Origin of the sequence: Alkalilacustris brevis, assembly GCF_003350345.1 — a bacterium.
GTDB lineage: Bacteria > Pseudomonadota > Alphaproteobacteria > Rhodobacterales > Rhodobacteraceae > Alkalilacustris > Alkalilacustris brevis.
Genome location: NZ_QNVJ01000097.1, coordinates 1 through 24230, shown reverse-complemented (window position 1 = coordinate 24230; position 24230 = coordinate 1). Strand labels below are relative to the sequence as shown.

Annotated in this window: 26 protein-coding genes; 12 read left to right on the top strand and 14 right to left on the bottom strand. The window is 66.0% G+C overall.

All coding sequences use genetic code 11. The features are described from left to right. Positions 1-92: 92 nt before the first annotated feature. Complete coding sequence (locus tag DQ229_RS15080; RefSeq protein WP_114967093.1) at positions 93-689, top strand: 2-hydroxychromene-2-carboxylate isomerase; 597 nt, start codon at positions 93-95, stop codon at positions 687-689. 318 nt (positions 690-1007) lie between these two features. On the opposite strand, the gene DQ229_RS15075 is transcribed toward DQ229_RS15080, so the two are convergent. From DQ229_RS15075 to DQ229_RS15050, 6 genes are all read right to left on the bottom strand, one after another. Further along, on the bottom strand, positions 1008-2060 hold the full coding sequence (locus tag DQ229_RS15075) for a threonine aldolase family protein (protein ID WP_114967092.1): 1053 nt from the start codon (positions 2058-2060) through the stop codon (positions 1008-1010). After that, positions 2060-2533, bottom strand: a complete 474-nt coding sequence (locus DQ229_RS15070; protein WP_114967091.1) for a YcgN family cysteine cluster protein — start codon at positions 2531-2533, stop codon at positions 2060-2062. The genes DQ229_RS15075 and DQ229_RS15070 overlap by 1 nt, the downstream gene beginning before the upstream one ends. A gap of 18 nt (positions 2534-2551) precedes the next feature. Next, entirely contained in the window at positions 2552-3481 is a 930-nt protein-coding gene (locus tag DQ229_RS15065; protein ID WP_114967090.1) for a bifunctional riboflavin kinase/FAD synthetase, read from the bottom strand. A 30-nt stretch (positions 3482-3511) separates the two neighbouring features. Continuing rightward, entirely contained in the window at positions 3512-3970 is a 459-nt protein-coding gene (locus DQ229_RS15060; protein ID WP_114967089.1) for a MaoC family dehydratase, read from the bottom strand. A 127-nt stretch (positions 3971-4097) separates the two neighbouring features. Then, positions 4098-4976, bottom strand: a complete 879-nt coding sequence (locus DQ229_RS15055) for a TIGR01459 family HAD-type hydrolase (RefSeq protein ID WP_114967088.1) — start codon at positions 4974-4976, stop codon at positions 4098-4100. Between the two features lie 70 nt (positions 4977-5046). Then, positions 5047-5964 carry a manganese-dependent inorganic pyrophosphatase gene (locus DQ229_RS15050; protein WP_114967170.1) on the bottom strand — a complete coding sequence of 306 codons (918 nt, stop codon included), beginning with the start codon at positions 5962-5964 and terminating at the stop codon, positions 5047-5049. Positions 5965-6239: 275 nt separating this feature from the next. Here DQ229_RS15050 and groES point away from each other — a divergent pair, with 275 nt between their 5' ends. The 3 genes from groES to DQ229_RS15035 all read left to right on the top strand — a co-directional run bounded on the left by groES (position 6240) and on the right by DQ229_RS15035 (position 9164). Beyond that, positions 6240-6527: a co-chaperone GroES gene (groES, locus tag DQ229_RS15045; RefSeq protein ID WP_114967087.1), complete on the top strand. Its 288-nt coding sequence runs from the start codon at positions 6240-6242 to the stop codon at positions 6525-6527. Between the two features lie 58 nt (positions 6528-6585). After that, entirely contained in the window at positions 6586-8238 is a 1653-nt protein-coding gene (gene groL / locus DQ229_RS15040; RefSeq protein ID WP_114967086.1) for a chaperonin GroEL, read from the top strand. An 89-nt stretch (positions 8239-8327) separates the two neighbouring features. After that, positions 8328-9164 carry a DMT family transporter gene (locus tag DQ229_RS15035; protein ID WP_114967085.1) on the top strand — a complete coding sequence of 279 codons (837 nt, stop codon included), beginning with the start codon at positions 8328-8330 and terminating at the stop codon, positions 9162-9164. A 31-nt stretch (positions 9165-9195) separates the two neighbouring features. Here the strand turns inward: DQ229_RS15035 and DQ229_RS15030 are convergent, their stop codons facing one another. Then, the gene (locus DQ229_RS15030; RefSeq protein ID WP_114967084.1) at positions 9196-9426 is read right to left on the bottom strand and encodes a DUF1150 family protein; all 231 of its coding nucleotides are present in this window, start codon (positions 9424-9426) and stop codon (positions 9196-9198) included. Between the two features lie 13 nt (positions 9427-9439). Next, the gene (locus tag DQ229_RS15025; protein ID WP_114967083.1) at positions 9440-9856 is read right to left on the bottom strand and encodes an Hsp20 family protein; all 417 of its coding nucleotides are present in this window, start codon (positions 9854-9856) and stop codon (positions 9440-9442) included. 316 nt (positions 9857-10172) lie between these two features. On the opposite strand from DQ229_RS15025, the gene DQ229_RS15020 reads away from it, so the two are divergent. From DQ229_RS15020 to DQ229_RS15000, 5 genes are all read left to right on the top strand, one after another. Further along, entirely contained in the window at positions 10173-11069 is an 897-nt protein-coding gene (locus DQ229_RS15020; RefSeq protein ID WP_114967082.1) for a 5-bromo-4-chloroindolyl phosphate hydrolysis family protein, read from the top strand. A 39-nt stretch (positions 11070-11108) separates the two neighbouring features. Then, the gene (locus DQ229_RS15015) at positions 11109-12284 is read left to right on the top strand and encodes a toxic anion resistance protein (protein WP_114967081.1); all 1176 of its coding nucleotides are present in this window, start codon (positions 11109-11111) and stop codon (positions 12282-12284) included. 34 nt (positions 12285-12318) lie between these two features. Beyond that, positions 12319-13281, top strand: a complete 963-nt coding sequence (locus DQ229_RS15010; protein WP_238381133.1) for a DUF2927 domain-containing protein — start codon at positions 12319-12321, stop codon at positions 13279-13281. 95 nt (positions 13282-13376) lie between these two features. Further along, the gene (locus DQ229_RS15005; protein ID WP_114967079.1) at positions 13377-14510 is read left to right on the top strand and encodes an SPFH domain-containing protein; all 1134 of its coding nucleotides are present in this window, start codon (positions 13377-13379) and stop codon (positions 14508-14510) included. Between the two features lie 95 nt (positions 14511-14605). After that, on the top strand, positions 14606-15691 hold the full coding sequence (locus tag DQ229_RS15000; protein ID WP_114967078.1) for a TFIIB-type zinc ribbon-containing protein: 1086 nt from the start codon (positions 14606-14608) through the stop codon (positions 15689-15691). Between the two features lie 24 nt (positions 15692-15715). Here DQ229_RS15000 and dtd read toward each other — a convergent pair whose 3' ends face one another. Continuing rightward, a complete protein-coding gene (gene dtd, locus DQ229_RS14995) occupies positions 15716-16153 on the bottom strand; it encodes a D-aminoacyl-tRNA deacylase (RefSeq protein ID WP_114967077.1) in 438 nt (145 codons plus the stop codon). Positions 16154-16422: 269 nt separating this feature from the next. Between dtd and DQ229_RS14990 the strand changes: the two genes are divergently transcribed. Further along, on the top strand, positions 16423-16839 hold the full coding sequence (locus DQ229_RS14990) for an Hsp20/alpha crystallin family protein (protein WP_114967076.1): 417 nt from the start codon (positions 16423-16425) through the stop codon (positions 16837-16839). A 93-nt stretch (positions 16840-16932) separates the two neighbouring features. Here DQ229_RS14990 and DQ229_RS14985 read toward each other — a convergent pair whose 3' ends face one another. Further along, positions 16933-18306, bottom strand: coding sequence for an MATE family efflux transporter (locus DQ229_RS14985; RefSeq protein ID WP_114967169.1), 1374 nt, complete (start codon positions 18304-18306; stop codon positions 16933-16935). A 97-nt stretch (positions 18307-18403) separates the two neighbouring features. After that, positions 18404-19522, bottom strand: a complete 1119-nt coding sequence (gene ald, locus DQ229_RS14980) for an alanine dehydrogenase (protein WP_114967075.1) — start codon at positions 19520-19522, stop codon at positions 18404-18406. Positions 19523-19687: 165 nt separating this feature from the next. On the opposite strand from ald, the gene DQ229_RS14975 reads away from it, so the two are divergent. Then, positions 19688-20146 (top strand): Lrp/AsnC family transcriptional regulator, encoded by a 459-nt coding sequence (locus DQ229_RS14975; RefSeq protein ID WP_114967074.1) that lies wholly within the window; start codon positions 19688-19690, stop codon positions 20144-20146. Between the two features lie 65 nt (positions 20147-20211). Next, positions 20212-20526, top strand: coding sequence for a hypothetical protein (locus DQ229_RS14970; protein WP_114967073.1), 315 nt, complete (start codon positions 20212-20214; stop codon positions 20524-20526). 9 nt (positions 20527-20535) lie between these two features. On the opposite strand, the gene DQ229_RS14965 is transcribed toward DQ229_RS14970, so the two are convergent. From DQ229_RS14965 to DQ229_RS14955, 3 genes are all read right to left on the bottom strand, one after another. Continuing rightward, positions 20536-21525, bottom strand: coding sequence for an NAD(P)H-quinone oxidoreductase (locus DQ229_RS14965; protein ID WP_114967072.1), 990 nt, complete (start codon positions 21523-21525; stop codon positions 20536-20538). 11 nt (positions 21526-21536) lie between these two features. Beyond that, a complete protein-coding gene (locus tag DQ229_RS14960) occupies positions 21537-22394 on the bottom strand; it encodes a branched-chain amino acid aminotransferase (protein WP_114967071.1) in 858 nt (285 codons plus the stop codon). Positions 22395-22564: 170 nt separating this feature from the next. Continuing rightward, on the bottom strand, positions 22565-23809 hold the full coding sequence (locus DQ229_RS14955; protein ID WP_162300894.1) for a DEAD/DEAH box helicase: 1245 nt from the start codon (positions 23807-23809) through the stop codon (positions 22565-22567). Positions 23810-24230: the final 421 nt, after the last annotated feature.

The following is a 24230-nucleotide window of genomic DNA, read 5'->3' as shown; positions in this document are numbered from 1 at the left end:
TGAAAGTCTGGCGGCGACGGATTCGCGGCGTTGACACCGCTTATCACCCGGTTACGCTCTTGCAAACCTCGGCCAAAGGGAAAGGCAGACTCATGGCGCATATCGATTACTATCTCACGCCGCTCTCGCCCTGGGTTTACATGGCGGGGACCCGCCCGGCCGAAATCGCTGCCCGGAACGGGGCCACGATCACCTACAAGCCGCTCGACCCAGGCGCGCTGTTTCAGCGCACCGGGGGCAAGGTTCTCGCGGAACGGCACGAAAGCCGGCAAGCCTATCGCCTGCAGGAGCTGCGGCGCTGGTCGGCGCGGCTGGATATGCCGCTGACGCTCAAGCCGCGGCATTTTCCCACCAATGGCGCGCCGGCCAGCTATGCGATCATCGCCGCGCAGGCAGCGGGCGACGGCGACGTGGCGGCCCTGCTGCATGGGCTAGGCCGCGCCTGCTGGGCCGAGGATCGCGACATTGCCGATGACGCGGTGATCCGTGATTGCCTGGCGCAAGCCGGGTTCGACCCGGCGCTTGCCGATCACGGGCTGCTGGCCGGGGCCGAAACCTATGGCCGCAACCTCGAAGAGGGCATTGCCGCAGGGGTCTTCGGCATGCCGTTCTTCGTGGTCGGCGAAGAGCGGTTCTGGGGGCAGGACCGGCTGGACATGCTGGACGAACACCTCGCCGGCGCGGGCTGAGCGCCCCTGCCCCTCATCGGCGGACTGCCGAAAAGCGCCATGAGGCACGGGGCCGTGCCGCGAGACATCCCCCTGTTCGACGGTGCGAAATTCGCGAAAAGGGCCGCGCCGGTCCCTGGGCGGGCGCAGCGAGACGGCTGTGCCAGGCAGTTTATCCCTCAAGCCCGAGTGACCTGCCCGATGGGCGCAACATCGCAAATGCGCCCTCCCTCCCGAAGGGGCGGGCGCGGCCCGGGCTGCACGCCCGGGCCGGACTTGGCCGATGTGCCGGTTCGACGGCGCTAGCCGTGTGTCCTGGATGTCCAGTTCAACAGACTGTCAACCCCGCAGCAGCCCGACGAACCGCTCGATGTCGGCCTCGGTCGTGCTCCAGGAACAGACCAGCCGCGCGCCGATCTGCTGGTCATCGGGACCATCGAGCGTCGCATTCGGCGTGGTCATGTAATAGCTGGCGCCGGCCTCGCGTGCCCGCCGGTGGGCGCCACGCGGAAAGCTGGCAAAAAGCATGTTGGCCTCGACCGGATGCTCAAGGCGCAGCCCCGGCACATGGCCCAGCCCCTCAGCCAGCCGCGCCGCAGCAGCATTTGCCCGGCCCGCCAGCGTGAGCCAGAGATCGCCCTCCAGATAGGCCTCCATCTGTGCGGCCAGGTAGCGGTGCTTGGAAAACAGGTGCCCGCCGCGCTTGCGGCGCAGCTCGAACTCCCAGGCGCGGGCAGGGTCGAAGATCACCACCGCCTCGACGCCCATCAGCCCGTTCTTGGTGCCGCCGAAGCTGAGCACATCGATCCCGGCCTTCCATGTCAGTTCCGCCGGGGTGCAACCGGCGGCCACCAGCGCATTGGCAAAGCGCGCGCCGTCCAGGTGGCAGGGGATACCATAACGCCGCGCCACCGCCGTCAGCGCTGCCACATCCGCAGGGCTGTAGACAGTGCCCGCCTCGGTGGTGTTGGTCAGGCTTAGCATCCCGCGTTGCACATTATGCACGCCCACATGCTGCGCCGCGGCCAGCCTGGCCTCCAGCGTCTCGGGCGTGATGCGCCCGTGCTCGCCGTCCAGCAGTACCAGCTTGGCCCCGCCGGTGTAGAATTCGGGCGCGCCGCATTCGTCCTCTTCGATATGCGAATCGCGGTGGCAATAGACCGCCCCCCAGGGCGGGCAGAAGCAGGCCAGCGCCAGCGCATTGGCCGCGGTGCCGGTCGCCACCAGATAGACGGCAGCTTCGGGCGCCTCGAAGATGTCGCGGATGCGCGCGGCCACGCTTTCGGTCAGCGGGTCGTTGCCGTAGGCTGGCGCATAGCCTTCATTGGCGCGCTGCATGGCCTCGAACACCTGCGGCGGCACGGGCGAGTTGTTGTCAGAGGCGAAAAACATCACGGCTCCTCGTCGATCACATGGTCTTCCCAGTCTTCTTCGGGAACTTCGTATTCCGGCACGGTCCAGCCCCGCACCGACACCCCGGCGCGATGCACGCTTTCAGGATCACCGGTGCGCAGCGGGTGCCATTCGGGCAGCGATTTGCCCTCGAACAGCAGGCGATAGGCGCAGGTGCGTGGCAGCCAATAGGCGACATTGGCAATCGTGCCCGGCGTCAGCACCACGCATTCGGGAACAAGGCTCTTGCGGATCGCATATTGCCCGCAGCGGCAGGTTTCGCCGTCCAGCAACCGGCAGGCGACGCGGGTAAAAGCCACCTCCCCGGTGTCCTCGTCCTCGAGCTTGTTGAGGCAGCATTTGCCGCAGCCATCGCATAACGCTTCCCATTCGGCGCGGGTCATGCGCGCCATCGGGACGTTGCGCCAGAACTCCGGGCGCAGGCGATCGCGGGGGTCATCTCGGCGACTCATGGCCGGGCTCCTTGCGGCTCAGAGCGCATCGAGAATCTCGCGGGCGCGGGCGCAATCGGCATCCATCTGCTCGATCAGCGCCTCGACCCCGTCGAAACGCGCTTCGGGGCGCAGGAACTCGATCAGGCCGACGGAAAGATGCTGCCCATACAGATCGCCCGAGAAATCGAACAGGAAGCTTTCCAGGTTGGGCCGGTTGACCCCGAACATCGGCCGCACCCCCAGCGAAGCCGCGCCCTTGTAGCTGCCCGCATGCGGCCCGGTCAGCACATCGACCAGCACCGCGTAAATGCCCAGTCGCGGCAGATGCAGCCCCTCGACCGACATGTTGGCGGTCGGATAGCCCAGATCACGCCCGCGGGCCGCGCCTTTCTGGACCTCTCCGTCAATCCGATGCCAGTGCCCCAGCATCGCGGCCGCCTCGCGCGGTTTGCCTGCGGTGAGCGCGGCGCGGATCGCGGTTGAGGAGACCGCCCCCTCGCTGCCCTGGAGCAGCTCGGCGATGGTGACGCCAAAACCCATCTCGCGGCCGAACTCCACAAGCGTATCGGCCGAGCCCTTGCGCCCCGCGCCAAAGCGGAAATCAGCGCCCACGACCACATGCGCGGCCCCCAGCCCCGCGGCCAGGACATCGCGCGCGAAAGCTTCGGGCGGCAGCCCGGCAAGCCGCGCGTCAAAAGGCAACTCATACAGCAGATCGACGCCCAGCTTGGCCAGACGGTTGGCCCTGGTTTCCGCATTCATCAGCCGGAAAGGCGGCGTGGCGGGGGCGAAGAACTCGCGCGGGTGCGGCTCGAAGGTCATCACGCCCAGGGGCGCATCGGCCGCCTTGCGGGCAATGTCGATCACATGCTGGTGCCCCAGGTGCACGCCATCGAAATTGCCCACGGCGATGGTGGCGCCGCGGGCGGTCTTGTCCAGCCCGGTCCAGTCGCGAACGATCCGCATGATCCCCCTTGGGCGGGGCACCCCGCCGGGTCAGTCGAACTTGCGGCTTGGTGCCAGAACCAGCGCCTCGCCCTTGAGAACGGTGGTATCGCCCACGGCGCAGCGACATTCAAGGGTGACACGGCGGCGGGCATGGTCGATCTGCATCACCGTCACCTCGGCCAGAACCTGATCGCCGGGGCGCACCGGCGCGGTGAATTTCAGCGTTTGCCCCAGATAGACCGAGCCATGTCCGGGCAGCTGCTCGCCGATCACCGCCGAGATCAGCGCGGCGGTCAGCATTCCGTGGGCGATGCGGCCCTCGAAAATCGTGTCCTGCGCATAGGAGTCGTCCAGATGCACCGGGTTGCAGTCGGTCGAGACCTCGGAAAAGAGCGCGATATCGCGATCCGTCACCTGCTTGCGCAGCGACCGGCGCATGCCGATCTCGATATCCTCGATGCAGACCGTGCCGCGTGGCAGGTTGTCGATGGGCTGGGCCGAGAGCATATCGCACCTCCGGGGGATTATGTTGCAGTGCAGCATAATAATCTTCGCACCCGCAGCAATCAACAACGCGGCGCAACAAATTTCGCATCTATCGCGGAAAGTTGTAATTTTGTTTCTTTAGGTCACATCACCGCAGGAAACCGATGGTGTATCGGGGCGCGTAATCCTGCCGGGCCAGATAGGTCTCGAGCAACACGGGATCGGGCTGCCTGTTGGTGCCGGTTTCGCGCGCGGCAAGCCCGCCTGTCACGAAAACCGCATCGATATCTTCCAGAACGGCGCCCTTGATATCGGTCGCCATACCATCGCCCACCGCAAGAATCCGGCTGGCCGAGACCTCCACGCCCAGTGCATCCAGCCGCCGGCGGGCAAGGTCGTAGATCGGCGGATGGGGCTTGCCGAAATAGAGGCTCTCGCCGCCCATTTCGTCATAGAGCGCGGCCAGCGCGCCGGCACAATAAACCCTTGTGTCGCCCCGATCGACCATGATGTCGGGGTTGGCGCAAAGCAGTTTCAGCCCGCGCGCCTTGGCCTTGAGAAAAGTGGGGCGGTAATCTTCGGGGATTTCCCCCTCCTCATGGAAGGGGCCGGTGCAGACGATGCCCTCGGCCTCGTCAAGGCTCACCCGTTCGATTTTCAACGGATCGCTCACCCCCTCGGGCGGGTCGGTGAAGAAATTGTCGTCCTTCTCGGGGCCGAGGTGCCAGACCCGCTGCCCGACAACACCGCCGAACAGCCCTGCCCGCGCGGCATCGCCCGAGGAAACGATTGCGTCATAAACGTCGCGCGGCACGTCCATCTCGGCCAGTTGCTGCGCTACCCCCGCCGCCGGGCGCGGCGAGTTGGTCAACAGCACCACCTTGCCGCCCCGCGCGCGATACGCTTGCAGCGCCGCGACCGCCTCGGGGTATGGCGTCAGCCCGTCATGCAGACACCCCCAGAGATCGCAAAGCAGAGCGTCGTAATCGCCGGAAACCTCGGCGAGGGTCTCGATGATGCGGGTCATTCGGGCGGCTCCGGTTTGCGGTGAAAACGCAGCGCCTGATCGCACGGCACTGCGACGACGCTTGCTGCGATCAGACCGACAGCACCGGGATGATCTGTTTCTTGCGGCTCATCACACCGGGCAGGACGACCGTATCGCCCGCGACCGCCGCGCCAAAGCTTTTCTCGGCAATCGCCTTGATCCGGTCATTGGGCACCAGCAGCGTGGCCTCCTCGCGCAGGATATCGACGACGAACAGCAGCACCTCGTCGACACCATCCTCGGCGGCGACGGATTTCATCGTCTCCATCAGCCCTGCCTTGCGATCCAGCACCACCTTGGGCGCTGTGGTTTCCAGCACCGAAACCCGCAGCTTCACGCCGCCCACGGCGAATTCCTTGGAATCCATCCGCAGAAGTTCGGCATCCGAGAAAGCCGAGACATCGGATTTCGCCGCGAACAACTCTTCGGCATAATCGGGAATGGCGATGCCCAGCTCTGCTGCCAACTGCTCGGCCACGGCGCGGTCGTGGGCGGTGGTGGTGGGCGAGCGGAATTCCAGCGTGTCGGACAGGATGCAGGACAGCATCGCGCATTTGACCGGATCGGGCATCTTCGCGGCGGCGTCACCCATCAAGTCGAACATGATCGTCGCGGTGCAGGCCAGCGGCCGGATGATCACGTCGATAGGGCCTTTGGTTTCCAGACCACCGGTCAGCTTGTGGTGGTCGATGATGGCGCGGATGTCGGCCTTGTTGATGCTGGCGGGCAGCTCGGCCGGGTTGTTGGTATCGACGATCACCACAGGCTCGCCCTCGGTGATATCGGCGATGATCTCGGGCTTTTCCAGGCCCCAGCGGCGCAGCACGAAGGCGGCCTCGGTGTTTGGCTCGCCCAGTAGGACGGGCTTTGCCTGCAGGCCCAGAACCTCGTTCAGATACCAGGCCCAGATGATGGGCGAGCCGGTGGAATCGGTGTCGGGCGACTTGTGGCCAAAGACCTTGATCATGGGAATGTTTCCGATGTTTTGGGCAGATTTTGCGGCCTTATAGGGGCTGGCGCCGGGATTGTCACGGGGGCGGGAAAATGCGATGCGGAGCATCGGATCAGGCCGGCCGCCGCAGGCGAGTCATGCCCTGCCGGCACGCCCGCCGGCACGTCGGAAAATTTTTCATCCCCGCCCCCCGTTGACACTGCGCCGCAGCTTACCTATCTCGGCGTCGTTAGCACTCATCAAGAGAGAGTGCTAATCCCATTCAACCTGGAACCTGAGGGAGTTCTCAGATGGCATTCAAACCCCTGCATGACCGTGTGCTCGTGCGTCGCGTCGAAAGCGAAGAGAAGACCAAGGGCGGGCTGATCATTCCCGACACCGCCAAGGAAAAACCCTCCGAGGGCGAAATCGTTTCGGTCGGTGACGGCGCGCGCAAGGAATCGGGCGAGCTGATCGCACCGTCGGTCAAGGCCGGCGATCGCGTGCTGTTCGGCAAGTGGTCGGGCACCGAGGTCACGATCGATGGCGAAGAACTGCTGATCATGAAGGAAAGCGACATCCTCGGGATCATCGGCTGATCGCCCCGAGGCTGTTCTTCTTGCGTAACATATTCCAGACAACCAGGAGCAAGCAATCATGGCTGCCAAGGACGTCAAATTCGATACCGATGCCCGCAACCGCATGATGAAGGGTGTCAACACCCTCGCCAACGCGGTCAAGGTGACGCTGGGCCCCAAGGGCCGCAACGTGGTGCTCGACAAGAGCTTCGGCTCGCCCCGCATCACCAAGGACGGCGTCACCGTCGCCAAGGAGATCGAGCTTGAGGACAAGTTCGAGAACATGGGCGCGCAGATGGTCAAGGAAGTGGCCAACCGCACCAATGACGAAGCCGGCGACGGCACCACCACCGCCACGGTGCTGGCCCAGGCCATCGTCAAGGAAGGCATCAAGGCCGTCTCCGCCGGGATGAACCCGATGGACCTCAAGCGTGGCATCGACCTGGCCACCACCAAAGTCGTCGAGGCGATCAAGGCCGCGGCGCGCCCCGTGAACGACAGCGCCGAGGTTGCGCAGGTCGGCACCATCTCGGCCAATGGCGAGGCCGAAATTGGCCGCCAGATCGCCGATGCGATGCAGAAGGTCGGCAACGAGGGTGTCATCACCGTCGAAGAGAACAAGGGCCTGGAGACCGAGACCGAGGTCGTCGAAGGCATGCAGTTCGACCGCGGCTACCTGAGCCCTTATTTCGTGACCAACCCCGACAAGATGATCGCCGATCTGGATGACTGCCTCATCCTGCTGCACGAGAAGAAGCTCAGCTCGCTGCAGCCGATGGTGCCGCTTCTCGAGCAGGTGATCCAGTCGCAAAAGCCGCTGCTGATCATCGCCGAGGACGTCGAAGGTGAAGCGCTGGCCACGCTGGTGGTCAACAAGCTTCGTGGCGGGTTGAAGATCGCCGCCGTCAAGGCGCCGGGCTTCGGCGACCGCCGCAAGGCCATGCTGCAGGACATCGCGATCCTGACCGGCGGCCAGGTCATCAGCGAAGACCTGGGCATGAAGCTGGAAAATGTCGGCATGGACATGCTCGGCAAGGCCAAGAAGGTCACCATCACCAAGGACGAAACCACCATCGTGGACGGGCTTGGCGAGAAGGCCGAGATCGAGGCGCGCGTCACCCAGATTCGCCAGCAGATCGAGGAAACCACCTCGGACTACGACAAGGAGAAACTGCAGGAACGCTTGGCCAAGCTGGCTGGCGGCGTTGCGGTGATCCGTGTTGGCGGCATGACCGAAACCGAGGTGAAAGAGCGCAAGGACCGCGTCGATGACGCCCTGAACGCAACCCGCGCGGCCGTGCAGGAAGGCATCGTCGTCGGTGGCGGCGTTGCGCTCATCCAGGGCGCCAAGGCGCTTGACGGTCTCACCGGCGCCAATTCCGACCAGAGCGCCGGCATCAACATCGTGCGCAAGGCGCTCGAGGCCCCGCTGCGCCAGATCGCCGAAAACGCCGGCGTTGACGGTTCGGTCGTGGCTGGCAAGATTCGCGAATCGGACGACCTGAAGTTCGGCTTCAACGCGCAGACCGAAGAATATGGCGACATGTTCAAGTTCGGCGTGATCGACCCGGCCAAGGTCGTGCGCACCGCGCTGGAAGACGCCGCGTCGGTCGCCGGCCTGCTGATCACTACCGAAGCCATGATCGCCGACAAGCCCGAGCCGAAAGGCCAGGGTGGCGGCGGCGGCATGCCCGACATGGGCGGCATGGGCGGCATGGGCGGCATGATGTAAGCTGCCCGGACAGCCAGAAAACGGGAAAGGGGGCCAATGCGGCCCCCTTTTTCATTGCCGGGTGCCAGCCGCCAATGAGATGCTGCGCCATGCGACTGTTCCTGGTCTCGTCCCTCGTCATGGTCTTTTTTGCGGCGAACTCGCTGCTCAACCGGCTGGCACTGGCAGAGGAAGCCATCGGCGCGGCCGAGTTCGCCGCGATCCGCCTTGCATCAGGAGCGCTCATGCTGGCCGGGATCATCGCCGTGCGCGACCGTCACCTTCGGGCGCTGCGTCGAGCAGACCCCTGGGGCGTGGCCGGGCTCACGCTCTACATGCTGGGGTTTTCCTTCGCCTATCTGTGGCTCGACGCCGGGCTTGGCGCGCTGATCCTGTTTGGCGGCGTTCAGATCACGATGTTTGCCGGCGCCTTGCTTCGCGGCGAGACGCTCGCGCCCCGGCGGATCGGCGGCGCGGCGATGGCTCTTGCCGGGCTGGCATGGCTCACCAGCCCGGCCGGCGCCGCGCCCTATCCGGTCGGCGCGGCGCTGATGGCTGCCGCGGCGCTGGGTTGGGGGATCTATTCGCTGCGCGGTGCACGCGCAGGCGACGCGCTGGCGGCCACGGCAACCAATTTCCTGTGGGCCACCCCGTTCGCGGTGCTCGCCATGCTGGCCTTTGCCGGCACGGTGGCGACCAGCCTGCCGGGCATCGGCCTTGCCATTCTGTCCGGGGCCGTAACTTCAGGCTTGGGTTATGCGCTGTGGTATGCGGTGCTGCCGCATCTCGCCGCCTCGGCGGCGGCAGTGGCGCAACTGACAGTGCCGGTAATCGCGCTGGCGGGCGGAGCACTACTGCTGGGCGAACCCCCCAGCCTGCCCGCCATGCTTGCGGCAGCCGTCGTGCTGGGAGGCGTGGGACTTGCGCTGACATCGCGCCTGCGCTGACGCGCGTCAAGCCCGCGCGCCCCGCGTTGCTTCAATGTACGCTGACCGGCGCCAGATCATTCTGTCGCGCAAGCACGAAGGCCAGCCGCCTGTCTGCCACCAGCGCAAGGCGCTCGCCATCGGCATCATGCACGGCGTAAAGCGTTTTCATCCCTTCGGCTTCGCGGCGCAGCTCGTCGGGCAGGTCGCTCACCGCGACCGCGCGCACGTAGACGATCGGCGCCTCGTCCGACACGTTGGGCAGATTTATCTTGCTGTTCATCACAACCCCCCCCTTACGCCCTGCCAATTTCGATCCGCCGCACGGTCGGCTTGGGCACAGCCCGGCGCAGATCGATATGCAGCAATCCGTTCTCAAGGACCGCCCCGGCAATTTCCACGCCCTCGGCCAGCACAAAGCTGCGCTGAAACGCCCGCGAGGCAATACCGCGATGAAGATAGACGCGGCTTTCGTCGTCATCGTCCGACTGACGCCCGCGGATCATAAGCTGACGATCTTCAAGCGTGATGCTCAGCTCGTCCTCGCGAAACCCGGCCACGGCCAGGGTGATGCGATAGGCGTTTTCGCCCGACTGTTCGATATTGTAGGGGGGGTAGCCTTCGCTGCCCGTCTTGGCGCTGCGCTCGACCAGCCGGTCAAGCTGCTCAAACCCCAGAAGAAACGGGTGCGTGGCAAAAGTATGTCTCGTCATCTGGCAAGCCCTTGGTAAAGCGACGTTGCATGTCCGGCCCCGTCATGGCGACCGTCCCGAAAGATATGGTAAGGCCCCGGCAAACCTGCAAGCCCCGTGCCCCGACAACACCCCGCACGCCGTCTGACGCGCGCCCCTGCCGCGTCCCCCGCCATTCTTCAACGGGAACTGGAACGGATGCGCGCATTGGCCTATACTCTGCCCCGAAGGCAGCCCAGCGAAAGTGCCCCCAGATGTCAGCGACCGGAGTGCAGAAAATGGCCTTTGCCCTGCTGGTGCTGCTGGTGCTCTACGTCGCCTTTGCCGGGGGGCGCTGATGGCACGCAGAATCGGCGGCAAATACAGCCCGCCTCGCCAGGGCGCCGATAGCGCGCCCCCGGTCGTGCCGCGCCCGTCGCGGATCGGCGCACGCGCCAATCTTATGTTCCTTTTGCCCCTGCCCTTCGCGATCACGGCCTTTCTCGGCACACCCGCGGGCATGGCGCTCGATCTTCTGGCCTTCGGCGTGCTGATGCTTTCGGCCTGGCTCACCCGCGAGGGGCTGCGCGCCGAAGAAGCCTATGACGCACGCCGCGTAGCAAAGCGCCCGGCCATTCCGCGCAAGATCTTCGGCTCGGGGCTGATGGGGCTGGGGCTGGCGCTGGGAGGCTACGCACCGGGTGGCGACCTGGCCGCGCCAGTGATCTTTGCGCTTTTCGGCGCGGCGCTGCATTTCATCTCGTTCGGCCCCGACCCGCTGCAAGACAAGGGCACCGAGGGGCTCGACTCGTTCCAGACCGATCGTGTTGCCCGTGCCGTCACCGAGGCCGAGGCGCACCTGGCCGCAATACAGCAGCACATAAGGGCGTTGGGCGACCGCCGGCTTGCGGATCGCGTGGCCGATTTCTCAGGCCAGGCGCGCGTCATGTTCCGCGCAGTCGAGGATGACCCCCGCAGCCTGACCGCCGCGCGCCGCTATCTGGGCGTCTACCTTCTGGGCGCGCGCGACGCGACCGAGAAGTTCGCCGCCCTTTACGCGCGCCGCAGCGACGCGCAGGCACGACAGGATTATGAGGCGCTTCTGAGCGACCTTCAGGAAAATTTTGCCGCCCGCACCGAAGCATTGCTTGCCAATGACCGCACCGCACTCGACATTGAAATGGAAGTATTGCGCGAACGCCTTGCCCGTGAAGGGCTGCGCCCCGAAGCCGAGACTGACGCCGCCGCGCGCTAGATTACCGGCCGCCCGGCCCGCAACCGAAAGGATCCTCAGATGGCTGATGACACCCGCGCCAAGGCTGCCCAGGAACAGGCCGAAATCACGGCCCTCAGCGAAGCAGCCCTGCCCGAGCCGGAGGCAGAGCTGCCAGCGCTTGACGCTGCCCCGCCCGAGCGCGCCCGCGAAATCCGCACCCGCATGGACGAGATCGACCTGGGCAATTCCGGCTCGATCATAGGGTTCGGCGCCCGCGCCCAGGCCGACCTGCAGCAGATCAGCCAGGCGATGCTTTCGGATGTGAAGAACAAGGATATCGGCCCCGCAGGCGACAGCCTGGGCGAGATCGTCTCGACGCTCCGCGGCTTCTCGGTCAACGAACTCGACGGCCGGCGTCAGCCCAGCTGGTGGGAACGCCTGACCGGCCGCGGCGCGCCCTTCGCGCGCTTTCTCGCCCGTTACGAGACCGTGCAGGCGCAGATCGACCGGATCACCGAGGGGCTGCTCGGCCACGAGCACCAGTTGCTCAAGGACGTCAAGGCGCTCGACAAGCTCTATGAAAAGACGCTGGCCTTTTACGATGAGCTGGCGCTCTACATCGCCGCGGGCGAAGCCAAGCTGAGAGAACTGGAGTCCGAGACTATCCCCGAACTTGCCGGAAAAGCCGACAACGCCAGCGAGGAAGACGCCGTGATGGTCGCGCAGGAACTGCGCGACCTGCGCGCCGCGCGCGACGATCTGGAGCGCCGCGTACATGACCTGAAGCTGACGCGGCAGGTGACGATGCAGGCGCTACCCTCGATCCGGCTGGTGCAGGAAAATGACAAGTCGCTGGTGACGCGGATCAACTCGACGCTGGTCAACACCGTGCCGCTTTGGGAAACGCAACTGGCCCAGGCGCTGACCATCCAGCGCTCGCGCGAGGCCGCCGAAGCCGTGCGCAAGGCCGCCGACCTGACCAACGATCTGCTGACCTCCAATGCCGACAACCTGCGCGAATCGAACCGCATCGTACGCGAAGAGATGGAGCGCGGCATCTTCGATATCGATGCCATCCGCAAAGCCAACGATTCGCTGATCGCCACCATCGAGGACAGCCTGCGCATCGCCGAGGAAGGCAAGGCGCGCCGCGCCAGCGCCGAAAAGGAACTGACCCAGATGGAATCGGAACTGCGCAGCGCCCTGGCCAAGGCCAGCACCGGCAAGGCCGCGCAAGAGGGGCGGACGGGGTAGAGCATATGCAACAGACAGCCGAGATCACGGCATGATGCGGCGTGCGGGAGTGCTCAAAGGCCTCGGCGCCGCCGGGATTCTGGCGGCCTTGGCTGCTTGCGAAGGGTTTCTTGAGCCGCCCGCAGGCCCTGCCCCGCCGCCGGCGCGGCCCGAGGCCGAAGCGCCCGCGCCGCCCTCGCCGGCAAGCGAAGCCATCCGGCAGTATTTCGCCACGCAGGAGGCCGCCCTGCTGGCACGCGGCTTTCTGCGCACCGATGGCGGCGGCGATGACACGCCCTTCACCACCAACATGCTGGTGAACAATTTCGTGCGCGTCGCACTTTACGACGAATACACCGAAGTGGGCGGCCGCCTGGTGCAGCGCGCCAGCCCCGCGCCACTGCGCCGCTGGACGGCGCCGGTGCGTATGCGCCTTGAATTCTCGCCCAGCGTGCCCGCGGATCAGCGCCGGCGCGACACCGAAGACGTGCGCGCCTATGTGGCGCGGCTGGCCACGCTGACCGATCACCCGCTCACCCTGCTCGACAGCAGCGCAAGCCGCAGCGCCGCCAATTACCACATCCTCGTATTCGACGAGGACCAGCGCCGCGATTTCGGCGAGGAATTGCAGCAGATGGTGCCCGGGATCGATCCGCTGGCGGTGCGCACCATCACCAACCTGCCGCGCTCGGTCTCCTGCATTGTGCTGGCATTTTCACGCGGCGGCACCAACACCTACAGTCAGGCCGTTGCGGTGATCCGGGCCGAACTGCCCGATCTGACGCGGCTTTCCTGCTATCACGAGGAACTGGCGCAGGGGCTCGGCCTGCCCAACGATTCCGACCAGGCGCGCCCCTCGATCTTCAACGATAACGAGGAATTCGCTCTGCTCACCCGGCATGACGAGTTGCTGCTGCGCATCCTCTATGATCGCCGCCTGCGCCCCGGCATGCGCGAGGACGAGGCCCGCCCGATCGTGCGGCGCATTGCATCGGGGCTGCTGGGCGGCGAAAGTTGAAACAAGGCCCGCAACCGGGCCGCGCGGCCTGAACCCGGCGAATGCAACGGCTTCCGCCCCGCGGCACATGGCGGGCGCGCACAGGAGGGAAAGAGATGGTCTTCAGCTTTCTCAGGGGCGAATTCATCGATGTCATCGAATGGACCGATGATTCGCGCGACACCATGGTCTGGCGGTTCGAGCGCCACGGCAACGCCATCAAGTACGGCGCCAAGCTGACGGTGCGCGCCTCCCAGGTGGCGGTGTTCGTGCATGAAGGCCAGCTTGCCGACATCTTCGAGCCGGGCCTCTACCAGCTCGAAACCAACAACATGCCGATCATGACGACGCTCCAGCACTGGAGCCACGCGTTCAACTCGCCCTTCAAGTCGGAAATCTACTTCATCAACACGCGCCGCTTCACCAACCTCAAATGGGGCACCAAGAACCCGGTGATGCTGCGCGACCCCGAATTCGGCCCCACCCGGCTGCGCGCCTTCGGGTCCTATACCATCCGCATCACTGACCCCGCGCGCTTCATGACCGAGATCGTCGGCACCGACGGTCATTTCACCCAGGACGAGATCGCGCTCCAGATCCGCAACATCGTGGTGCAGAAGTTTTCCCGCGCGGTGGCCGCCAGCGGCATACCGGTGCTCGACATGGCCGCCAACACGCGCGAGCTGAGCGCGATCATTGCCGAGGCCATCTCGCCCACGCTCACCGAATACGGGCTGGAAATGCCCGAGCTCTACATCGAGAACATCTCGCTGCCCGAAGCGGTGGAAAAGGCGCTCGACAAACGCACCTCGATGGGCGTGGTGGGCGATCTGGACAAATACGCCAAGTTCGCCACCGCCGAGGCCATGCAGGCCGCCGCAACCACCGAAGGCGGCGGCATGGGCAGCGGCCTCGGGGCCGGGCTTGGCATGGGGATGGGCATGACCATGGCCGGGCAGATGGCCCAGCAGCCGCAATCCGGCGCGCAGCCCCCCGCCCAACCGGGCGCGGCCCCGCCTCCGCCGCCCCCACCGCCCGCACAGACCCTCTGGCATATCGCCGAGAACGGCCAGACCAGGGGCCCCTTCGGCACCGATGACCTAGCGCGCATGGCCGCGGCCGGCCAGATCACCCGCGACACGCTGGTCTGGACCGAAGGCCAGGCCGGCTGGGAAAAGGCGGGCGCGCTGCCCGCGCTTGCCCATCTCTTTTCCGCGGCCCCGCCACCGCCCCCACCGGCACCGGGCTGACCCGCCCCTTCACTGTGATAAAAATATCCCCGCCGGAGGCATCCATCCCCGCAAGGGGCGCGCACATGCCCCGCCTTGCACGCATCGCCTGAAACATGCCCGAAACGCCCAGCCAGACCCGACAGGAACACCGCTTTCCCTGCGCCCGGTGCGGCGCCAATCTGCGGTATGCGCCGGGGCAGATATCGATGCGCTGCAGCTATTGCGGCCATCAGCAGGAAATCCCCGGCGTCGATGATGCCACCCGCAAGGCGGCCATGCGCCCGCTCGATCTGCACAAGACGCTTGGCCGCGCCCTGCCCGAACAGACGATCGAGGAAACCCGCGTCCTCTCCTGCCCGAATTGCGGCGCGCAGGTGGAGTTCGACCGCGATGTGCATTCAGCCGAATGCCCCTTCTGCGCGACACCGGTCGTCACCGATACCGGCAAGCACCGTCATATCAAGCCACAGGCTGTGCTGCCCTTCACCCTGACCGAAGCCGACGCGCGGGCTGCCTTTCGCAAATGGCTGGCGGGGCTGTGGTTCGCGCCCAACGGGCTGAAGAAATTCGCCCGCCGCGATCACCGCCTTGCCGGGGTCTACGTGCCTTACTGGGCCTTCGATGCCGATACCCGCAGTCAGTATCACGGCGAACGCGGCACCTATTACTACACCGGCACCGGCAAGCGGCGGCGCCGGCGCACCCGCTGGCGGCGGGTTTCAGGCCAGGTCTCGCGCCGGTTCGAGAACCTGCTGATCATGGCCTCGCGAAGCCTGCCGCGGCGCTACGTGCGCGCGCTGGAGCCGTGGCACCTGGACGCGCTGGAAGCATATGACCCGCAATTCATCGCCGGGTTTCGGGCCGAAGGGTATACTGTCGCGCTCGATGAAGGGCATGGCCTGGCACAGGAGCGGATGGATGAAATCATCCGCGAGGACGTGCGCCGCGACATCGGCGGTGATGCGCAGCGCATCCACAGCCTCGACACCACCACCGCGAACGAACGATTCCGGCATCTGCTGCTGCCGCTCTGGGTGGCGGCCTATCGCTATCGCGGCGAAAGCTACCGTTTCGTGGTGAACGCACAGACCGGCAAGGTGCGCGGCGAACGCCCCTGGTCAGCCTGGAAGATCGCCTTCGCGGTGCTGGCCGGGTTGCTCGCATTGGCCGGGTTCGCCTATCTGACCGAGGTCATGTAAGGCGCCCGTGCGTGTCTCTTCGGCCTACTGATCCAGCCAGATCGTCACTGGCCCGTCATTGACCAGCCGCACCTTCATGTCGGCGGCGAATTCGCCCGTGGCGACCTCGATGCCCAGTGCATGAAGGCTTTGCGCGAAATGCTCATAGAGCGCCTTGCCTTGCTCGGGCGGCGCGGCCGAGGAAAAGCCGGGGCGATTCCCGCGCGAGGTATCCGCGGCAAGGGTGAACTGGCTGACCACCAGCGCCGCGCCGCCAGTGTCGCGCAGCGACAGGTTCATCTTGCCGCCCGCGTCGCGAAAGATGCGCAGCCGCGCGATCCGGCCCGCCAGGGCCTCGGCGCGGGCCTCGTCATCGCCCTGCATCGCGCAGACCAGCACCAGCAGCCCCGGCCCGATGCTGCCGACCGCGGCACCATCGACCTGCACTTCGGCCTCGCTCACACGCTGGATCAGGGCGCGCATGGCGCAACCTTGAGCCGGGGTGTTTCGGGCCTGGTCATACGGATGGCCAGTGTCATTCTGCTTGCCTGCCTCTCCCACTCAGCCGGGATACACCCGCAACCTGCCCGCACCGGCTTGGGCGGTCAAGACGGACAAGGCACACCGCAGGTTACAATCACGCGCGATGCAGGCCGCGACCACTCGTCCATCTTGACGCAGGTCAATGACAGACTCATCTAAACGGCGCATCCAACAAGCACTGCGGAAAATCTCGTGAAAGGAAGTTCAACATGGTTGACAAGCATTTCGTTTCCGATTTCTGGCCGCAGGTCTTCGAGCCGCTGCGGCAGATGGGCTCGCGCCTGGCCGAGTTCGCCGCACCCGCGTCTGAGGCCTCTTCGGACGAGGGCACCTATCGCATCGCGCTAGAGTTGCCCGGTGTTGCCGAAGAGGACATCGACATCAGCGTCGATGGCGGCGTGATGACGGTCAAGGGCGAGAAGAAAACCGAGCGCGAAGAGAAAACCGACACCTGGTATTTCAGCGAACGCCGCTACGGTGCATTCTCGCGCAGCTTCCGCCTGCCCGATGACGCCGACCCCGAGAACATCTCGGCCGCGCTGAAGGACGGGGTGCTGACCGTGACCCTGCCGCGCAAGGCATCGAAATCGCCCAGCTCGAAAAAGGTGCCCATCAACCGGGGCTGACACAACGGCTACGGGGCGCCGGACAGGCCCAGGAAACGGGCGCGCCGCGGCAACTGCTTCGGCGCGCTTTTCATGGACAATTGCGGACGGCCCCTACACCCGGCGCGCCCGCGACCAGAAGCGCAGCATCAGCAGGCTGCCCGCCAGCACCAGCCCGACCACAAGCCCCGCCCAGACCCCCATGCCGCCATATCCCAGTCGGATACCCAGAAGCCAGCTTGCCGGAATACCGATCAGCCAGTAGCTGATCGCCGCCATGATCATCGGCACCCGCGTGTCCTGCATCCCCCGCAACAGCCCCAGCGCCACGACCTGCGCACCATCGGCAAGCTGAAACACCGCGGCCACGGCCAGCAGACCCACGCCGATGGCGATGACCTGATCGCGCGCGGGGTCTTCCGGGGTCAGGAACAGGCCGGTCATCTGTGCAGGAAAACCCAGATAGACCACCATCGTAAGCAGCGCGAAACAGACCGACAGCGCCACCGCCATCAACGCACCGCGCCGCAGCGCCGTGCCGTCGCCCCGCCCCATCGCACTGCCCGCGCGCACGGTCGCGGCATTCGACAGGCCCAGATGCACCATGAAGACGATCGAGGTGATCTCGATCGCGATGCCATGGGCGGCCAGTTCATGCGTGCCCAGCCAGCCCATCAGGATGGCACTGGCCGCAAACAGCCCCGACTCGGCCAGGTTGGTCAGCGAGATCGGCCAGGCCAGCCGGAAAAGCCGCCAGAAGCCGGGCCAGTCGGGCCGCCAGAGCCGCAGAAACAGCGCGTGCGCGCGCAGCTCGGGCAAAAGCCCGGCATAGGCCACCAGCAGCCCGATCGAGAAAAGCTGCACGATCACCGAGCCAATGGCCGCCCCGCGCAGCCCCAGCGCGGGCACGCCGAGATTGCCGAAGATCAGCACCCAGTTGAGCAGTATGTTCAGCAGCGCCGCCACCACCGTGACCCACAGCACCATCTGCGCGCGCTCGAGCGCGGCCAGATAGCTTTTCAGCACCATCACCAGCAGCGCGGGCGCCATGCCCCAGCCCATGATGCGCAGATATTCCTGCGTCAGCGCGGCGATCTGCGGCTCCTGCCCTGCGGCCACCAGCAGCGGCCCCGACCACCACATCACCGGCATGACTGCGCCCGAAAACAGCACCGATTGCCACAGCCCCATGCGGGTGATGCGCCGCAACTCGGCGGTTTCGCCTGCGGCATTGGCATGGGCCACCATCGGCATCACCGCCCAGGCGATGCCAGCCCCCATGACGAAGAGCGTGAAGAACAGCATCGCCCCCAGCACCGCCGCCGCCAGCGCCTCGACCGAGAACCAGCCCAACATCAGCGTATCGGTCACCTGAAGCGCAACCTGCGCCAGATGGCTGCCGATCAGCGGCAAGCCCAGCACCAGCACTGCGCGGCCATGGCTGCGCAGGGTGTTGTCGGCAGGTGGTGATACGGCGCGCGGGCTCATCCTGTCCGAGTAGCCGAGCCCCCCTGGGCGCACAAGCGCCATGGCGCGCAGCCAGCGGGCGGCCGCAGAGCAGCCGCCGACCCGCGCCGCCGCCCGTTCATTGCTTGAGCGCCAGCGCGGGCGAGAGCACGTCGATCCCCAGCGCGCGGCCCACGGCATAATAGGTCAGATGCCCGGAATGGACATTCAACCCGTTCAGCAGGTTGGGGTCATCCTCGCAGGCCTGGCGCCAGCCCTTGTCGGCCAGCGCCAGCATGAAGGGCATGGTGGCATTACCCAGCGCGATGGTCGAGGTGCGTGCAACCGCGCCCGGCATGTTGGCCACGCAGTAATGCATCACGCCATCGACCTCGTAGATCGGATCGGCATGGGTGGTCGGACGCGAGGTCTCGAAACAGCCGCCCTGGTCGATCGCCACATCGACAATCGCCGCGCCCGGCTTCATTTGCGGAAGTTGCGCACGCGTGACCAGCTTGGGCGCCGCCGCACCCGGGATCAGCACCGCGCCGACAACCATGTCGGCCTCGGGCAGCAACTCGGCCAGGTTGGCCTGGCTGGAGTATTGCGTCGTCAGGCGGCCCTGGAAAATATCGTCGAGATACGACATTCGCGGGATCGAGCGGTCAAGCACCGTGACATTCGCGCCCATTCCCACGGCCACCCGCGCCGCTGCCGTGCCCACAACCCCGCCGCCGATGATCACCACATTGGCAGGCCGCACGCCGGGCACGCCGCCCATCAGCACGCCACGCCCGCCATTGGCCTTTTGCAGCGTCCAGGCGCCCATCTGCGGCGCCAGTCGCCCGGCCACCTCGGACATCGGTGCCAGAAGCGGCAGGCCCCCGCGATCATCGGTGACGGTTTCATAGGCAATCGCGGTGACGCCGCTTTCGATCAGGCCGTGCGTCTGCTCGGGGTCGGGGGCGAGGTGAAGATAGGTGAACAGCACCTGCCCCTCGCGCAGCAGCTTGCGCTCGCCCGCCTGGGGTTCCTTGACCTTCACGATCATCTCGGCCTGCGCGAAGATGTCTTTGGCATCAGGCAGGATGCGCGCACCGGCGGCTTCGTAATCGGCATCGGTGAAACCTGCCCCCATCCCCGCGCCGGCCTCGATCAGCACCTCATGCCCGTGCGAGACTGCCTCGCGCGCGGCACTTGGGGTCAGGCCCACGCGAAACTCTTGCGGCTTGATTTCCCTGGGACTTCCGATTTTCATGACTGTTCCTCCCGAAAACGCAAAACCGGGTTTGCGGCCCGCCGCGCCTGATCCCATGATGGCAGATATTCGGTGGCGATGCATTGAAAGACTTGCCAGATTCGCTGATCGAGTGCGAATATCCTTTCACAATAGGGGACCTTCTTCGAAGAAAGCACCGATATCATGCAACTTGACGCCAGCGACCGCCGCATTCTTGACGTTCTGCAGAAACAGGGCCGGATCACCAATGCCGAGCTGTCCGAGCGGATCAACCTTTCACCCTCGGCCTGCCATCGGCGCGTGCAGCGGCTTGAGGCCGAAGGGATCGTGCGCGGTTATGTGGCGCTGCTCGACCCGCGCAAGCTGGGCCGGCCCACGACCGTCTATGTCGAGATCAAGCTCGCCGGGCAATCGGACGAGGTGCTTGAGGCCTTCGAGCGCGAGGTGGCGCGCATCCCCGATGTGCTGGAATGCCACCTGATGGCGGGCACCGCCGATTACCTGCTCAAGATCCTCGCCCGCGATACCGACGATTTCGCGCGCATCCATCGCCGTTATCTTTCGCGCCTGCCCGGCGTGGTGCAGATGCAATCCTCCTTTGCACTGCGCACGGTGGTCAGCACCACGGCGATTCCGGTATAAGTTTGACCATACGGTCAGAATATGACAGGTTTCTCTTGCCTGAAAAGCACTTGAGGGAGGAATTTATGCAAGGGAAGTTCAAACAGGCCGCATTGCTGGCCTTGTCTCTGGGGATCGCAGCACCGGCCAACACTGTCTGGGCGGAGCAGTTCCTCAAGATTGACGGCGTCGCGGGGGAATCGCCGCGCCTGCCGCTCGCACGCATTCCGGGCGATGCCTTCACCCCGCTGCAACTGCGTCAGTTCGGGCAGCAGGGGATCCATACGACCGGCGATCTGGTTTCGGCTGATCCGCAAATCGTTGGCCGTGTCCTCGGGACTGACCCGCGCCGCGCACAGATGATGCAGCGCCACCTGCGCGAGGCGATGTCAAAGCGCTGAGCGCGCGGCTCAGCCCACCCGCAGCACGATCTTGCCGATATGGGCCGAGCTTTCCATGCGGGCATGGGCGGCGGCGGCCTCTTCCAGTGGGAACTCGGAATCCATCACCGGGGCGATGCGGCCGGTGTCCAGCAATGGCCAGACATCGCGACGCAGCGCCTCGGCGATGCGGGCCTTGGCCAGGTCCGACTGTGGCCTGAGCGTCGAGCCGGTGATCGTGAGCCGCCGCACCATCACCTGCGCAAAGTTCAGGCTGGCCTTCGGCCCCTGAAGGAATGCGATCTGCACAAGCCGCCCGTCATCGGCGAGCGCGCGCACGTTGCGCGGGATGTATTCCCCCCCGACCATGTCCAGGATCAGATCCGCGCCGCCCTCGGCACGCAGGACTTCCACGAAATCCTCATCGCGGTAGTTGATCGCGCGTTCCGCGCCCAATTCCACGCAAGCGGCGCATTTCTCGGGCGAGCCTGCGGTAGCGAAGACCCGCGCGCCGAAGGTATGCGCCAGCTGGATGGCCGTGGTGCCGATGCCCGAGCTACCTCCATGGACGAGAAACCGCTCGCCCGCCGTCAGCCCGCCGCGCAGGAAGACGTTGGACCAGACGGTGAAATAAGTCTCGCACAGCGCCGCCGCATGATCGAGCGCCATGCCCCGCGGCACGGCCAGCGCGTGATCGGCATGGGTCAGCGCATATTCGGCATAGCCGCCGCCGGGCAGCAGCGCGCAGACCTGATCGCCCACTTTCCAGCGGCTCACATTCGGCCCCACGGCGGCCACCTCGCCCGCGCCCTCCAGCCCCGGAAGGTCCGAGGCATCGGGAGGCGGCGCGTAATTGCCCGCGCGTTGTAGCGCATCGGGCCGGTTTACCCCGGCATAAGCCAGCCGGATCAGGATCTGCCCGGCACCGGGTGACGGCACGGGCCGGGTTGCCGGGCGCAGCACCTCGGGCCCGCCGGGTTCGGTAATCTCGATCGCGCGCATGGTGTCAGGCAAGGGCATTGCGGGCTCCTTCAGCGGGAATGGGCAAAATCCCAATAGATTTCACGTGCACGGGTCGAGACTGGCGCGGGCGGCATCTCGCGGTTTTCAAACCGGGTGACGGGCATCACCCGGCTGATGTTGCCGGTGACGAAGATCTCGTCGGAGGTGCGGAAATCCTCCACCGTCAGGCTGGTTTCATGCACCTTGATCCCCTCGGCATGCAGCAGCTTGATCATCCGCTGCCGTGTCAGCCCGTTGAGGAACATGCCGTTGGGCACAGGGGTGAAGACCTCGCCATCGCGCACCAGAAAGACATTGGTCGAGGCGGTCTCGGCCACATGGCCGTGGATGTCGAGCGACAGCGCATTGTGAAAGCCGCGCGCGCGGGCCTCGGCCATGATGCGCCCGTTATTGGCGTAAAGCGAGCCCGCCTTGGCCTCGGTCAGCGCCATGTCGGGGCGCGGGCGGCAATAGGGCGAGACGGTGAGCGCGAAATTGCCCGGCCCCGGCATCGGCAGCTCTTCGATGCAGAGCGCGAAACGGGCCGAGTCCGGCTCGAAGTCGATCACGCCGGGGGCGCTTTCGGTGGCCCAGATCATCGGCCGCAGGTAAAGCCCGGCATCGGGTGCGAAATGGCCGCAGCCTTCCTCCATCAGCCCCAGCACGGTCTCGGCATCGACCGGCGGCGTCATGCCCATCACTTCGGCCGAGCGGATGATGCGCGCGGCGTGCAGGTCGATGTCGGGGCGCGTGCCCTCGAACTGGCGCGCGCCGTCGAAGACCTGGCTGCCCAGCCAGGCCACATGATCGGCCGCTCGTATGATCGGCACGTTGCCCTCGTGCCAGCGCCCTTCGAACCAGGTGACGATGTTCTTGCCGACGGCCAAGTCTCTGCCCCCTCATGCCGGTGAAATTCGCGGCTGCACAGTGTAACGCAGCGCGGGCAGGGTCAAGCCGGCGGTGTGGATTGCCCCGAAAGGGAAAAGCCTGAGGCCAAAACAGATACGCCCGCCCGGTGCGGGCGGGCGCATTTGCGCTGGCAAGTGCCGGGCGGCCGTCAGGCGGCGGCGCGACGGGGCGGGCGGGGCCGCCTGCGGTTCGGCTTGGCGCCCGGTTTCGCACCGGGTCCACCCGGCCTGCCCTTGTGCTGGCCGCGCGGCGACGGTGCCTCGGCGGCGGGGGCTTCGCCGCCGGCGACCGGCAGGCTCAGGCGCAGGTTCTTTTCAATGGCGCGCAGCTCGCCAATTTCGGCCGGTGCGCAAAAGGCCATCGCCCGGCCCTCGGCCCCGGCGCGCGCGGTGCGGCCGATCCGGTGGACGTAGTTTTCCGGCACGTTGGGCAGGTCGTAGTTGTAGACATGGCGCACGGCGGGAATATCGATGCCGCGGGCGGCCACATCGGTGGCAACCAGTACCTTGACCTCGCCCCGGCGGAAGGATTCAAGCGCGCGCTCGCGCTGGCCCTGGCTCTTGTTGCCGTGGATCGAGGCCGCGGAAAAGCCCCAGCTTTCAAGCAGTTTCTTCAGCTTTTCCGAGCCATGCTTGGTGCGCCCAAAAACAAGCGCCAGCTCCTCGGGGTGTTCGCGCAGATAGCGCTCAAGCAGTTTCGCCTTGTCGCCCTGGCTGACGAAATGCACCGACTGGGTGATCTTGTCGGCAACCTTGCCCGGAGGGGCCACCTGCACCCGCACCGGGTTGTCGAGGTAGGTTTCGGCAAGCTCGGCCATCTGCTTGGGCATGGTGGCCGAAAACAGCATGGTCTGGCGTTCCTGGGGCAGCAGCCGCGCGATCTTGCGCAGCGCATGGATGAAACCCAGGTCAAGCATCTGGTCGGCCTCGTCCAGCACCAGATGGCGGGTGTTGCCAAGGCTCAGCGCCCGCCGCTCCAGCAGGTCGAGCAGCCGCCCCGGCGTGGCCACCAGGATATCGGTGCCGCGCGCCAGTTTCTGCGTCTGCGCATTGATCGAGGCGCCGCCGACGACGGTGACAACCTTGAGATGCGTGCCGCGGGTGAAGCCTTGCAGCGTTTGCGCGATCTGGTTCACCAGTTCGCGGGTCGGCGCCAGTATCAGCGCGCGCACTTCCTTGGGCGAGGGTTTCGCAAGCCCCATCAGGGCGTGAAGCAGCGGCAGGCCGAAGGCCGCCGTCTTGCCGGTGCCGGTTTGCGCCAGCCCCATCAGGTCGCGCCCTTCCAGCAGTTCCGGGATGGCCCGGGCCTGGATCGGGGTGGGGGTGTCAAACCCTTGGGCGGTCAGCGCCTTCAGAAGGGTCGGATGCAGCCCGAGCATGGAAAAATCAGTCAATTCGTATCCTTTCGGCGGACAGAAACGCCCGCGCGTATTACCCCCCCTTGGGGGGCGGTTGCAGTGGGTGCAGGCCGGATGCCTGCAAGCCCCCGCGCGTGATGTGGGAACCAGGTGACGCAAGGCCCGAGGGCCTGCTTCCCGCCGCTGGCGCCTTTTGCAGGCGCAGGCTGCTCACGCGGCAGCGGCGGCGGGTGTCATGTCAGCACATGCGCCCTGCGGCGCGGCAAGTCAAGTGCCAAGCATGTGCATGCAGGGCTATCGCATCTGGAATCCGAGAACGTCGAAAGGAGGTCGAGGGCTTCTCCATGACACGGCACCTTGCCAGACGGCCCGCCCGGCGGCAACGCCGGGCAGCGCCTGCCATTCCGGTGGCTTACGCCGCCCCACCGGGGCGACGGTCCCCCTCCATCCCGGCAGG